A 13,818-nucleotide genomic window follows, 5' to 3' on the forward strand; every position below is an offset into this window, starting at 1 on the left:
ATTAATATTTTACTTATTCAGTCTTTTTCTAACGATTGCTGAGATAGTCTTTCCATCTGCTCTACCAGCTAATCTCGCCGTAGAAGCACCCATCACTTTTCCCATATCCTGCATTCCAGAAGCACCGGTTACAGCGATCACCTGATCTACCTCTTTCTCAATATCAGCTTCGCTCAATTGTTCTGGAAGAAATTCTTCGATAACAGCAGCCTGAGCCAATTCAGGTTCAGCAAGATCTTCTCTACCCTGTTCCTTATATATTTCAGCACTATCCTTTCGCTGCTTCACAAGTTTCTGCAATAACTTCATTTCTTCGTCTTCGGTAAGTCCGTCTTTAGAAGATGATCCTGTGTTCGCCAAAAGTATTTCACTTTTAACAGCACGCAAAGCCTCCAACTTCACACTATCCTTTGCTCTCATGGCCGCTTTCATTTCGACCATTACTTGTTCCTGTAAACTCATGACTGAAAAATTATGCAGCGAAGATAAAATTTTCTACAAGAAAACACTATAGAATCATAGAAGGAAAATGAAGTAATACTATTAAAACAATTCCGTATAAATCATCAGCATATCCACTCTGCTAGAAATCAACAGATTTCAATAAAAAAGCCCCGGGAGCAAAAACCTAAACCCGGGGCCAACAAACTAAAACTTACGATTTAAATTAGGTGGAAATCAACTTTCTTTCTTATTCTTCCGGAGCTATTCTCATAGCATTTATGTAGAAGAAACCATTGCCGTTGTCATTGTTAGCTCCTGAAGTAACTTCTATTATGATCTCTCCATTTGCATCTGCCTGGATTCCCTGAACGCAGGCAACCTCATCAGTATTACTCGCGGCGTTTATTGCTGCTGAACCAGAATTACTTCCTATCACCGTATAAAGCGTTTCGCGATTATCGCTGGCCGTTCTCGAACCGAAGAAACAGAATTCATAAGTGCTATCGTCCTGGAAGCCGCTTAGCTTAAGCACGCCCTTTTCTATTAATAATCCTGCCCATTCACCTTTGGAGTTTCCGTAGAATGAATTTCCGGAAACTTCTGCCGGCATATTAAATGGCGTTGAAGTTGCGGTTTCACCTGCAGTATTTTGCCCGTTAAACCTGCTGGTTACCGTTAATTCGATTCCGGTGAATTCGTTGTCTTCATATTTAAGGTTAGGGATAGTGGCGTCTTCCAGGAAGCTGGTCAAACCGTTCCAGCCTGTGGAGTTTGAAGTAGTCGAAAAATCTATCAACACATTTTTAGTTATCACACCATCTCCCCCAGCTGATTGATAGTCGGTTAATTCAGTGATCATCATTGGATTTTCTACCGCAGCGTGAGCAGCTTGCTGAGCAATTTCTGCATCCAGAGCCACAAATCCTTCCGGTACATAGCTATTTCCAACAACACTCTTATTGAATAAGATCTCGAACCAGGTACTTGCCGCAGTATATTTCCCAATTTCGTTCAAGTGATATCCATCTCTATTGAAGTTATCACCAATGTAGCTCGTTCTTGCATTCTGAATAGCCGTACCAGCCGGAACAACGCTATATGTTGGAATTAGATTGCTAGCCTGATCATACGCATCAACTATTGCTTCGTACATTTTGATCTGGTCATTATCATAATTCACAAATCCTGAATGGGTCGAATTCTCAGAATATGCCCAGGTCTGATGCAGTAAATATTTAGTATCTTCATTATCTACATTCGCTGAAACATATTCGTAAAGTTCAGTTAATGGCGTTACAAAGGTTTCATATTGACCAGATTTCTGGCTCACCTGCTGAAAGCTGATATAATCCCAGTTCTCGTCATTCAATGCAGTAGAGATCGCCACATCTGCTGTGGTATTCTTTACACCTTGCGCATTGATCTTTCTATAGCTATAATTTGCATTATTTTCAGTGGCATTTTGTGCATGAAGATCAAGTTCAGCACCACCAATATAAAGATTTCCAATTACGATATCTTCGCCTGCTGCATCAGCAAGTCCATATAAATAAGATTCTAAGGCATCTTCAGAAAAACTATTTCCTATAGCAAGAATTTTAAGAACTCCATCATTTTCATCTTCTACAGTTACGGTTGTAGTACCCACAACTTCCCCATCATCAGACGAAATGGTTAATTCTGTAGAACCTACCTGTAATCCCTGAATCTCGATAGCATAGGTTTCCGGGTCGGTTTCGATAGAGACAATACCTTCTGGATTTGCAGACCAGGTGTAATTTCTGGTTGGTCTATCTACAAGATTGAAATCCGGAACAATGCTAACCGTAGATTGAGTGTACGCGGTAATGGTAGCCGGCAATCTAACTTCAGATTCCTGGATCAAATTGGTCTCGATCGTGGTACTGGCTTCTTCAGTTCCGTCCAAAGAATTGATAGTTGCTGTTGCACTACCTTCCCCAATGGCTCTTACCGTTGCCGCAAAATTATTTGCCACAGATACGATTTCAATGACGGTTGAATCTGAAACCGACCATTCGTACTCTTTAGAAGTATTTTTGAAATTTCTAATTAGCGGAGTCAGCGTTAGTTCATTTCCAACCACCATATGCGCATAATCGAGTTCTAATGCGATCGCTTGTTGTGGTTCTTGAATGTCATCGTCTTCGCACGCCGTGAATGCCAATAGCATTGCCGCGAAAATGAGTAAGACATAGCTAAATCTGTATATTTGTCTTGAAACTCTCATAAAAATTGGTTTAGATGGTGGTTAATAATTCTTTGATTTAATTAATATGATATCAGTTATTTAAATTGAAGCTACCTGCAGCTTCTATAGCGGAAGAACCTCCAATGAAAAATTCAAATTCTCCCGGCTCTGCAACAAAGTCCAGTTGAGTATTATAAAATTTCAGATCTTCTTCTGTGATCTCAAAAGTGACTATTTTTGACTCCCCTTTTTTCAGACTTATTTTCTGAAATCCTTTTAGTTCCTTTACTGGCGGAGTAACACTACGCACCTTGTCATGAATATAAAGCTGCACAATTTCTTCTCCATTGTAATTTCCGGTATTGGTCACTTTCGCACTCAGGCTAATCTTTCCATTTCTTGTAAGCTCCTTTTGATCAGCTTTTACATCAGAATATTCAAAAGTTGTATAGCTCAATCCATAACCAAATGGGATCAAAGCTGAATTTTTCGCATCCAGGTAATTGGTTTTAAATTTGGCAAAATCTTCTGAAGGCGCAGGTCTTCCGGTAGTTTTTACAGAATAATAAACCGGAATCTGCCCAACATTTCTAGGCCATGAAGCAGTAATTTTTCCGGAAGGATTGTAATCTCCAAAAACAACATCAGCAATCGCATTTCCAGCTTCCACTCCGGGATGCCACACCTGTAAAATGCTCACTGGCAGGTCCATTTCCTCAGAAATATCTAAAGGTCTTCCACTCATTAGAACGAGTACAACCGGTTTGCCGGTAGCCGCCAATTCACGGATAAGTATCTTCTGACTTTCCGGAATTTTAATATCGGTTCTGCTCGCCGCTTCACCGCTCATCTCCGTCGCTTCTCCAACTGCTGCGATAATAATATCCGATTTTTCAGCGGCTGCCAGTGCTTCTTCCAGCATACTTTCCGCAGACTCTTCAGAAATCATGATACGTGGCCCAAAGACATTTACCTTTTTGGCAAAACTTGTATCGTTAGAAATATTCGCCCCTTTCGCATAAGAAATAGTTGCTTCAGGCGCTACATTTTTAAATCCTTCCAGAATGGAAACCGAAAGAGATGGATCGCCGGTTGGCGCCCAGGTACCCAGCATATTATTCTTATTATCAGCCAAAGGCCCAACCAACGCAATTTTTGCCGATTTTGATACTGGCAATGCATCCTGATGCTTTTTCAGAAGTACAAACGAACCGCGCGCAGCTTTTCTGGCAAGGTCCCGGTGTTCCTGAGTAAGAATATCAGTTTCCGGTCTTTTGCTGTCCAGGTATTTATAAGGATCTTCAAAAAGCCCTAATTTATGCTTTGCTTCCAAAATTCTTCTGGCAGCAGTTGTAATTTCTTCTTCGGAAACTTTTCCTTCTTTTACAGATTTTCCAAGAGTTGTCAGGAAACCTTCCCCAACCATGTCCATATCCAGGCCTGCCTTTAAAGATAAAGCGGAAACTGCCTTCAGGTCTCCCAGACCATGAGCGATCATTTCATTTACAGAAGTATAATCTGAAACCACGAAACCATCAAATCCCCAGCGATCACGCAATAATTCGGTAAGCAACCACTTGTTTCCGGAAGCCGGAATACCGTCTACGTCATTGAAAGAACTCATAACACTGGCCGCACCTGCATCTAATGCTGCTTTGTATGGTGGCAGGTATTCGTTGAACATTCTTAGCCTGCTCATATCGGTGGTATTGTAATCTCTTCCGCCTTCCGCAGCGCCGTAAAGCGCGAAATGCTTCACGGTAGAGATCATCGTATTTGGTAAAGCAAGGTCTTCGCCCTGGTAACCTTCTACCATCGCTTTGGCGATCTGGCTTCCTAAATACGGGTCTTCACCGGCTCCTTCAGCAATTCTTCCCCAACGCGGATCGCGAGCGATATCTACCATTGGAGAGAAATTCCAGTTAATTCCATCTGCAGTAGCTTCGGTAGCAGCAACCTGAGCAGTTTGCTTGATCAGGTCCATATCCCAGCTGGAGGCAGTTCCTAAGGGAATCGGGAATGTTGTTTTATAACCATGTATCACGTCTGATCCAATTAAAAGCGGAATTCCCAGGCGGGTATCATTTACCGCATATTCCTGGGCGATCCTGATCTTATCTGGTCCCGAAACCCCGAAAAGTCCTCCAACCTTTCCTTCTTTGATCTTATCTTCTACATTCTTGCTCACTACCGCACCGGTGGCAACTCCGCCTCCGGGAGTCACGAGATTCAGTTGCCCGATCTTCTCTTCCAGCGTCATTTTGGATAGAATTTCTTCAACCTCCGGAATGCGTTCCTGCGCCTGTATAGATAATCCAAACAGGGTAAAACATAGCAGGGATAAATAGACTTTCTTCATTACTTCTCTTTTCTAAATTTAATTTTCGGTTATTCTACAGTTATAATTTGGGTCTGGTCTGAAATTCCATTTTCATTAAATGCTTCGATACTAATATAATAGGCAGTATCACGGTCAAGATTTCGCATAAAATGGTTTGTATCTTCATAAATAAGCCAGGAATGGTAAAGTTTGTCTGGTGCGATGCCCCAGCGAATATTGTAACCCTGAGCGCCTTTCACTTTATCCCAGCTTAAAGAAGCATCTCTGCGATCTTCTTCTCTTGTAACTTTGAAATTCTTCACTTTCCTTGGAACTGAGCCATAGCCTTTCCCGAAAACCCGGATTTCTGAAAGAGCCAGATTGTTGCCGGGCACAGAAATATTATTGTATCGAACAAATTTTGCTTTTTTCGGATTCTCTAGTCTCAGGTAAGCATTTGGCGCGTCTTTCTGACTGTCGCTGCGATCTACAAGCATCTCCCAGTTTTTTCCATCTTCGGAAGTTTCAATGGTAAATCGATGTTTTAATCCTTCAGTTCTGGTGTAAATTCCAGATTCGTGATCATGAAAATTCAGCTGAAGCGCATAAATATCGCCTGGAGATTTTAATTCAATTTGCACCCATTGCTTGTCGTCATTAGCTTCTGCTACCCAATAAGATTTCGGACTTTCATCGGTCAATAAAGGTGTTGTTATCTGGTCATTCTCATCTCGAATAAGCTCAATCTCTTCAATATCGTATTGTCCGTCTTCCGAAGTACTTTTGCGCACCTGCAGCTGTGATGAAGAAACCGTAGTTTTTCCACGATAAGAAAGCAACATCCAGCCAGTATGTTCACCCGGTTTCGTTGGATGATCTGGAGCAAAAAGTGGGTAATCCCCGTAACTGGTGTTGGAATACATCAGGCCTTCCTTGTCAAAATAAGTGGGGAACATAGCCAGTCTGCGTTCCCAGTGAGAATTGGAAGCCAGCGCCATGGTTGAAAAATGCCAGTATTGACCATTGGTTTGTTTTACCGTAATGCCGTGGCCTGCTCCGTTGGTGAATCCTCCCGGCTTAAAGCTAAAGGGATTATTATTCATGTATTTAAATGGACCTAGCGGAGTATCGCCCACATAAGCGGCATCTGCATACACATTGAATTGCGTTCCGGGAGCAGCATATTGCAGGTAATATTTTCCATCGTGTTTGGTCATGGAAGCTCCTTCCATATAACCTTCTTTCAAGGTTGGATGAAAATTATTTTCCCCGAAACGCTCCCATCCATGTTCTTCTTCTACAAGATTGATGAGCTCCTTTTGAACACCGGTTTCCAGAAACCGATCGTCCTTGTTCAGCATTTTTACTTTAAGCGGATGCACGTTGGAAGATCCCCAGTACAAATAGGTTTTTCCATCGTCATCAATAAACAATTCGGAATCCTGAATATTATTTGAGATCGAAGCGACCGGTTGCCACTCCCCTTTTTTAGGATCATCGGTATAAATAATACTTCCGTATCCAGCTGGATCACCGGCAAAATAAACCAGCGAATCTTTATATTTGAAGGCTGTAGGAGCATTGGAACCTTCGAAAAACCACTGCTTTGGTTTAATAAATTCCCAGTTTACCAGGTCTTTAGAATGCCAGTATCCAAAAGAACGGGTGACGAACATAAAATACTCCCCACGATATTCGATCACCGCCGGATCTGCGCCAGATCTATAGGAAAGATTCTTACTAGAATTATAAACCATGTAAGTATAATCGATATCCAAAGGGTTGCAATACGTTTTTGGCAGGTTGTCTTGTGCCATCAGGAATCCTGAAAGCAATACTAATATCGTGGTAGATAATGTTCTGAAACCTGTCATTAGATCTTAGCTTGAAATGCTTTTATTTTGAACTGTTTTTACTGAATGAAAAAAGCCATGGTAGTAGATAAGGTTCTGAAAATGCAGAATCCCAGCTATTGTGATTATCATCAGGATACAAAGAAAGTTTAGCGTTTCCACCATTATGATTGATCTCGCGCGCCATTGACTTTGAATATTTTGGAAGCACGATATCATCTTTTTCACCATGGAATAGCCAGATATTGAAATTATCGGGATACTCCTGGGCGATCTCTGTATTGGCACCTCCACAAATGGCGAATGCCGCGGCAAACATTTCAGGTTTTTTATAGATGATCTCGAAAGTTCCCATACCACCCATGCTCAATCCACCAACATAAACCTGGTCTTTATTCACAAATTTCTCATTCACCATCTCATCCATCAGGTTCATCACCAGGGTCAAAGACTTCGAGCTTTCTTCTTTATTTTTAAAATCGAATTCGAAAGGTTTGACGTCGCGATTTACTTCCACTCTCGCCCAGTAATCATCTTTTGGAGCCTGAGGAAAAATTACAATTGCCGGAAATTGCTCTCTAACTGAATCTTTTGAAAACAGATCACCACCGTGTACCAGTTGAGATTCGTTGTTATTCCCGCGTTCACCAGCACCGTGAAGAACCAGAAGTAGTGGATATTGCATTTCCTTGTCAAAATTCTTCGGAAAAAGAATACGATAGTTTAAAGTGTCGGCTCCTGAAATGAAATGCTCTTTTTTAAATTCTGATCTATCCTGAGCAAAACTTAGTAAGCTGAAGAAACATGCTAAAAGTGTCAGTTTGAATTTCATATATTTTGATTGCTAAATTGAAAATCGAGTTTTTTTAATCCATTCTGAACTTCGGGAGCCTGCATGAACAGATCCCAAATAAGCCCGGAACGATAATTTTCGATCATGACCACCATCGGTCCCTGATCTATCGCCAGATATTTTTTAGTCACCCAGGGTTCATCTTCGAGACTGAAAGCATCATAAAAACCGGCTGGCCCCCAAAGCAGATCATTTTGCTCCTCGAAAAAGTATCGCATTGCTGCCAAAGACTTTTCCGGAGTATATGGAATGGAACTTATCGCTGCGGTTGGTGAAACCACCTTACGGTCGTTATCTGGTGAATGTGCGGTATAACCTGTAGAATTATCCTTATTTCTGGTATAGCTGGCAGTTAAACCCCAGGAGTTATCGCTGTAAGTCTTGGAGCTATCGGCATGTTCCAGGGTATATTCATAATTGATCAACGTATGGTTTCTATTCAAATCCCAATAATTCGCGTATCGATCACTCAAGCCTTTCGGATTGAGACCCAAATAGGAATAATGTGCCCAGAAAAGCGGACCTCCCATATTGCCTCGGGTGTTATGCTTCAGAATAAGAGGAAGTCCGTAAGCTTCCGCATTTGTTCTAATATTTCCGCTTCTCGCCCATCCTTTATGATAAGCATCGGCATCTATAGCGTATTCCGGACTGGAAGCTGCGAGAACATAGGTAATCAGGCATTCATTATAACCTTCGATCATAAAATCCATTTCCCACTCATACTCAGGAGACCAGTGCCAGTAAATACCATCTTTATTGTTGGTGTACCAGTTCCATTCTATGCCTTTCCAGAGTTGATCATATTTGGTGGCAACGGCTTTTTCTTCCTCGCTTCCGTTTTTCAAATATTCTCTAACCACTATAAAACCCTGCGCAAGAAATGAGGTTTCTACGATGTCGCCTCCATTATCCTTTTCTCCGAAAGCCTGTACATCACCGGTTTCTCCATTGAGCCAATGTGACCAGGCGCCGTGGAATCTTGGAGCGGCATCAAGAAAATCTGCAATTTTGTTTAGTCTCGCCAAAGCCGAATCTTTGGGAATAAAACCTCTTTCAACTCCTGCCACTATGGCCATCAGGCCAAAACCACTTCCGCCGGTAGTAACCACATGCTTATCATTTTTGGGATAGTTCCCGTCCGGATGGTAACGTTCACGTGCCATCCCGCTATTAGGTTCCGCAAAATCCCAGAAATATTTTAGAGTTTGCCGTTGTACCGTATCTAATAATTCAGCTTCAGAAAGCTTTAGGGTTTCAGCTCTATTTTCGGCAATTAATTTATCTTCTTGTTTCCCTTCATCTTTACAGGAAACAAAAAGAACCATTGAAAAAATTAGTAAGGGTAGATATTTCAATTTCATTCCATTCAAAAATTTAATAGCTGAAATTCAATTTATCCAGACCATCCTGAATTTCAGTATTCTGCATAAAAAGTTCCCATGGCAGGCCAGTTCGATAATTTTCGATCATCGCAATGATCGGTCCCTGATCGATCGCCAGGTAACCATCTGCATACCAGTTATACTCTTCAGAAAATGCATCATAAAAGCCCATTTCTCCCCAAAGGTCGTCTCCCAACTCTTCGTAGAAATATCTTAGGGCGTTCATAGATTTTTCAGGAGTATAAGGAAAAGAAGATAATGCCGCAGTGGGAGTAATTACTCCCAAATCATTGGTAGGGCTATGAGCGGCATATCCATCTTTAGAGTCTGATGCTGTTAATCCCCAGGAATTTTCTCCGTAACCTTCGAAATTCTTAGGATTGCGAACAGCATATTCATAATTTATCAGGGTGTGTGCGGTGTTCTGTTCCCAGTAGTTGGCATATTGATCCTGCAGGTTTCTAGGATCCAGACCAATAAAAGTGTAATGACTAAAGAATAACGGTCCGCCATAGGATGGACCTAGCGGCAGATTAATGTTATAATGCTCACGGTTATTGACCATATTTCCATTCAAAGCCCAGCCATTTGTGTAAACTACCGGTTCTATAGAATGTGTAGGAGAAGAAGCCGCCAAAACATACACAATTAGCGATTCATTCCATCCATTGATCTGTAGATCTTTCTGAAAGGCAAAATTTGGTGACCAGTGCCAGTAAAGCACATTTTCTCCTTTGGTATACCAGTCCCATTCCACAGCTTCCCATAATGCTGTAATCCTGGAATCGATCTCGTCATTATCAAAATACTCTCGACAAATTAAAAGTCCCTGAATTAAAAATGCGGTCTCCACTAAATCTCCTCCATCATCTAACTCTCCAAAAGGTCTTGTTTGCGCAGTATTCCCCATATACCAATGTGAAAAAGCTCCGTGATAGGTAGGAACCGCCTCAAGAAAATCAAGAATTTTAACCAGACGATCTTCAGCTTCAGTTTTACTTATCCACCCACGTTCTACGGCTGTAGGAAAAGAGGCTAATCCAAATCCTGTTCCACCGGTTGTTACGATATTAGGAGCATCTCCACCATAGGCATTATCCTGAGATCGCTCTCTTGCCATGCCGCTATTAGGTTCCGCGAAATCCCAGAAATAGGTGAACGTTGTCTCCTGCACCATATCCAGCAGTTCTTCATCTGTAAGCGAAGGAACTTCGGCCACTTCATCATCTGTAGGATCTGGATTTGGGTTATAGGGTTCCTGATACCCTGGCCCAGAATCGTCTGAACATGCTGTAAAAAGAAGGATATTCAGAAAAAGGAAAATTCCCGGAATTTTAATTTTGAGCATAACAAAGATTTTACCTGCTTTAAAATCCTGGGATCTTAAAATCAGAAATTATATTTTGAAAATGAAAAAGCTTCGGAATGAGTATTCCGAAGCTTTACTTATTTATTTACTGAGCCATCATTGATGCTATTTCTTCTTCGGTTAGAACCTTATTGAAGAAAGTTAGTTCATCCATGTTGCTAGTATCTGCCAGGTGTCCCCACCCGGTGAATCTCGGTGCTCCAGACATGATAGAGAGCATGTCTACTCCAGTCCAATCTATTGGGGCAGAAAGTGTTCCTGTGTTTACGGCTTCACCGTTTAGATAGATCACCGTTTCTGTACCTGAAATTGTAAAGGCAACGTGTACCCACTCTCCAGCGGTTACGTCTATTACTCCACCATCATTCCAGCTTTCGCCTTCTCCTGTACCAACATTCAATTTAATACGTTGCTCTTCAGCATTACCTTCTCTAAATAATCTAAATCCTTGAGTACGCTTATTCTGTGCGTCCGGATTGTCTGTATCTTCAGGACCCATCACGAGGATTCCCGCGCGGTCATTCGTTGCATCTACTTTGTACCAGAAGGTAGCACTAAGTTTAGAGGAAGTAAGCCCTTCCGCAGAAGCTGTTAGGTAAGATCCATCAGCGCCCGCGTAAGCATTAGAACCTACTGCTGCATCGCCAGTAAAACCTGGATTTCCAACCGCAGTAATTTGACGATTGCTTGCCGCATCCTGATAATTTCCATCAAAAGAAAGACTCAAAGTTTCCGCAGATGCATTGATTAAATTTGAAATTTCATCCTGGCTAAGAGCCTTGTCAAAAAATCTTAGTTCGTCCAAAGCACTGCTATCATATTTATGATCCCAGTAACTAAAAGTTTCACCACCTGCTCCAATCGTTAATTGCTCAACACCAGTCCAGTCTATTGGTGCCGCAAGATTACCTGTATTTACAGGGTTTCCGTTGATGTAGATCGTAGATTGTGATTCTGTCACCGTAAAGGCTACATGCACCCATTCTCCGGCATTCACATCTATAACTCCACCGTCGTTCCAGCTTTCACCGGCTCCAGTACCTATATTCAATTTAATTCTTTGTTCATCTGCACTTCCTTCTCTGAATAATCTGAATCCCTGAGTACGATTTTCGTCTGCTCCGGCTACCAATATTCCTGCTCGAGAAGGATCCCCGCTTACTTTATAGTAAAAGGCTGCTGTAAATTCAGTTCCCACAGAACCATTGAAAGGAAATTCTAACCACGAGTCTGGGGATCCTGTAAATGCATTCGATCCTCCGAAAGATTCTCCCGCAAAACTAAGATCTCCGGTTACATCAGAACTTTGAAGCGTAATAAGGTCTACGTAATCTCCATCAAACGGCATGTATAGATATTCATTCTCAAACTTAGGAGTATATGGTGGCTCTTTACTGAAGTTTACAGTTTCAGAAGTCACGTTGCCTTCAAGGTCTGTAGCCCGAACAGTAACCGTGTGCTCTCCGTTGGTAACATTATCAAAAACAACTTCACGATTTACAATTCGGTAATCCATGAATTCACTCATGGTAGCGATCACATTATCATTCACCAGGACTTCAATCATAGCAACTTCAATATCGTCTTCTACTCCAAATTTGATCACGATACTGGATACTTCGTCTATGACCTTGATAACATTTCCGTCTGCCGGAGACATGATAGTCACTTGCGGAGCTCCCTGATCTGGACCTGGATCTACTTCTGTAATAGGATCTATTCCTTCGTATTCACAAGAAGCGAACACAAATAAAGCGGATAGAAGTCCCAGAAAATATATGTTGAATTTTTTCATTTTTACTTAGTTTAATTGGTTCAAAATCTCATTCATAACCGTATTTCTGTCAACAGAGGTTGCGTTTAATGGCAAGGCATCAACCTGGGCTTGTGGATAAGGTAAATACTCATTGGCTGCAGAGAAAGTTCTACCGTCATAACTTAATTCATCATATAGATCTAATCTTATCAAGTCATAATATCTATTACCCCATTCCATGGCTAATTCAGCGAACTTCTCATCGATCACATCCTGAGTAGTTACTCCGGAAAGTGATGAAAGTCTTGCTCTGCTTCTCACCATATTCACCGCTTCATCTGCTGAAATCGCCGTTGCTGAAGCACCATGAGTTACTGCCTCTGCGTACATTAATAAAATTTCAGCATAACGTATAACTATATTGTTTTTTCCGGCGCCATAGTCATTTCTACCATCTGTTAATTGAACTGAAGGCAAATAATGTTTTCCGCTGGCGAAAAGAGCACGCGCATAATCATTGATCACATCACCAGATTCTGTAGTATTATCTATAAATCCTGGAACATTTACTCCATTTTCTTCAAGAGCGGTAATCCCTCTATCGGTAAACAATACTGATGTTTCCAGACGAGTTTCCTCTCCTCTATCTATCATGAACTCGATCCACTTCATGCTTGGCTCATAAAATCCCCAACCGCTGCTTGCATTCTCTCTTGCCGGAGTCCAGTTTGAAGGACCAAATGGAGCATATAAATGGTAAACTTCTCCACCGCTTTCCTGACCAAAGTCTGAATATTGCATTTCCAGAAGACTTTCATTGCTCAATTCTCCCGGTTTCTTGAATAACTGATAAAAATCATTATACAGAGAAAATCCTCCATTATTGATGATTTGTCCTGTAGCGTTCGCAACTCCCTGATAATCCTCTAATTCCTGATATGCTAAAGCCTGAATAGCCAATGCCGTATACCTGGTAACTCCACCAGGAATATCTGTTCTCTGGTTAGGTCTCATATCTGGCAAATTCGGGATCGCTTCCTCCATTTGATCTACGATCCACTGCATTACTTCCGCTTTTGAAGCCGGCCCGGCTTCTACCTCACTAGCAGGCTGATTAGATGTAATAATAAAAACATCTTCCCAGGTTCTTGCAAGGTTCAAATGAAACCATGCTCGAAGCACACTGATCTCAGAAATATACTGATCTGCTTTAGCTACATCATCTCCTTCAGCAAACTCTTTAAATGATTCTACCTGAAGGATTGCCGTATTCATATTTACGATATCATTATAATGTACATTCCAAAGAGAGTTGTACATCCAGTAATCTTTATCGTATGTAAATTGGTCTGTTGCAGAAAATGGCTGTTGATCCCCTTCTCCTCCGGCGTTGACATCATCTCCTCTAACTCCAAGAAGTAATGGTTCTTCCCAACCTCTGGTGGTAAATTCGTAATAAGCTCCAATTACAGGCTGGATCATATCACTGGTATTTGTATAATCGAGGTCGCCAGTATTTAGCTGACCTTCCCGCGTATCCAGCTTATCGCTACACGAAATTGCAGTAGCAAGGAAAAGCATAGAAAATACGCCAAGAATTACTGATCTATCAATTCTTTTCATATCGTG

Annotated in this window: 9 protein-coding genes; all 9 read right to left on the minus strand. The window is 41.5% G+C overall.

Features of this window, described 5'->3' with window-relative positions; all coding sequences use genetic code 11:
- Positions 1 to 9: 9 nt before the first annotated feature.
- The 9 genes from ACNKXS_RS00990 to ACNKXS_RS01030 all read right to left on the minus strand — a co-directional run bounded on the left by ACNKXS_RS00990 (position 10) and on the right by ACNKXS_RS01030 (position 13,812).
- Entirely contained in the window at positions 10 to 462 is a 453-nt protein-coding gene (locus tag ACNKXS_RS00990; protein WP_417919251.1) for a GatB/YqeY domain-containing protein, read from the minus strand.
- Positions 463 to 691: 229 nt separating this feature from the next.
- A complete protein-coding gene (locus ACNKXS_RS00995) occupies positions 692 to 2,692 on the minus strand; it encodes a DUF4886 domain-containing protein (RefSeq protein ID WP_417919252.1) in 2,001 nt (666 codons plus the stop codon).
- 52 nt (positions 2,693 to 2,744) lie between these two features.
- On the minus strand, positions 2,745 to 5,012 hold the full coding sequence (gene bglX, locus ACNKXS_RS01000; RefSeq protein ID WP_417919253.1) for a beta-glucosidase BglX: 2,268 nt from the start codon (positions 5,010 to 5,012) through the stop codon (positions 2,745 to 2,747).
- Positions 5,013 to 5,041: 29 nt separating this feature from the next.
- Positions 5,042 to 6,847 carry a family 43 glycosylhydrolase gene (locus ACNKXS_RS01005; protein WP_417919254.1) on the minus strand — a complete coding sequence of 602 codons (1,806 nt, stop codon included), beginning with the start codon at positions 6,845 to 6,847 and terminating at the stop codon, positions 5,042 to 5,044.
- Positions 6,848 to 6,869: 22 nt separating this feature from the next.
- Positions 6,870 to 7,658, minus strand: coding sequence for a carboxylesterase family protein (locus tag ACNKXS_RS01010; RefSeq protein ID WP_417919255.1), 789 nt, complete (start codon positions 7,656 to 7,658; stop codon positions 6,870 to 6,872).
- Positions 7,655 to 9,043: a glucoamylase family protein gene (locus ACNKXS_RS01015; RefSeq protein ID WP_417919256.1), complete on the minus strand. Its 1,389-nt coding sequence runs from the start codon at positions 9,041 to 9,043 to the stop codon at positions 7,655 to 7,657. The genes ACNKXS_RS01010 and ACNKXS_RS01015 overlap by 4 nt, the downstream gene beginning before the upstream one ends.
- A gap of 13 nt (positions 9,044 to 9,056) precedes the next feature.
- Positions 9,057 to 10,412, minus strand: coding sequence for a glucoamylase family protein (locus ACNKXS_RS01020; RefSeq protein WP_417919257.1), 1,356 nt, complete (start codon positions 10,410 to 10,412; stop codon positions 9,057 to 9,059).
- 106 nt (positions 10,413 to 10,518) lie between these two features.
- The gene (locus ACNKXS_RS01025; protein WP_417919258.1) at positions 10,519 to 12,228 is read right to left on the minus strand and encodes a LamG-like jellyroll fold domain-containing protein; all 1,710 of its coding nucleotides are present in this window, start codon (positions 12,226 to 12,228) and stop codon (positions 10,519 to 10,521) included.
- A 6-nt stretch (positions 12,229 to 12,234) separates the two neighbouring features.
- Positions 12,235 to 13,812: a RagB/SusD family nutrient uptake outer membrane protein gene (locus tag ACNKXS_RS01030; RefSeq protein WP_417919259.1), complete on the minus strand. Its 1,578-nt coding sequence runs from the start codon at positions 13,810 to 13,812 to the stop codon at positions 12,235 to 12,237.
- Positions 13,813 to 13,818: the final 6 nt, after the last annotated feature.

Origin of the sequence: Christiangramia marina, from assembly GCF_048285865.1 — a bacterium.
Taxonomy (GTDB): Bacteria; Bacteroidota; Bacteroidia; order Flavobacteriales; family Flavobacteriaceae; genus Christiangramia; species Christiangramia marina.

Excerpts from the sequence above, each read along its gene's own strand:
- ACNKXS_RS00990 (WP_417919251.1), bottom strand. The coding sequence starts at position 462 with ATGAGTTTACAGGAACAAGTAATGGTCGAAATGAAAGCGGCCATGAGA.
- ACNKXS_RS00995 (WP_417919252.1), bottom strand. The coding sequence starts at position 2,692 with ATGAGAGTTTCAAGACAAATATACAGATTTAGCTATGTCTTACTCATT.
- bglX (WP_417919253.1), bottom strand. The coding sequence starts at position 5,012 with ATGAAGAAAGTCTATTTATCCCTGCTATGTTTTACCCTGTTTGGATTA.
- ACNKXS_RS01005 (WP_417919254.1), bottom strand. The coding sequence starts at position 6,847 with ATGACAGGTTTCAGAACATTATCTACCACGATATTAGTATTGCTTTCA.
- ACNKXS_RS01010 (WP_417919255.1), bottom strand. The coding sequence starts at position 7,658 with ATGAAATTCAAACTGACACTTTTAGCATGTTTCTTCAGCTTACTAAGT.
- ACNKXS_RS01015 (WP_417919256.1), bottom strand. The coding sequence starts at position 9,043 with ATGAAATTGAAATATCTACCCTTACTAATTTTTTCAATGGTTCTTTTT.
- ACNKXS_RS01020 (WP_417919257.1), bottom strand. The coding sequence starts at position 10,412 with ATGCTCAAAATTAAAATTCCGGGAATTTTCCTTTTTCTGAATATCCTT.
- ACNKXS_RS01025 (WP_417919258.1), bottom strand. The coding sequence starts at position 12,228 with ATGAAAAAATTCAACATATATTTTCTGGGACTTCTATCCGCTTTATTT.
- ACNKXS_RS01030 (WP_417919259.1), bottom strand. The coding sequence starts at position 13,812 with ATGAAAAGAATTGATAGATCAGTAATTCTTGGCGTATTTTCTATGCTT.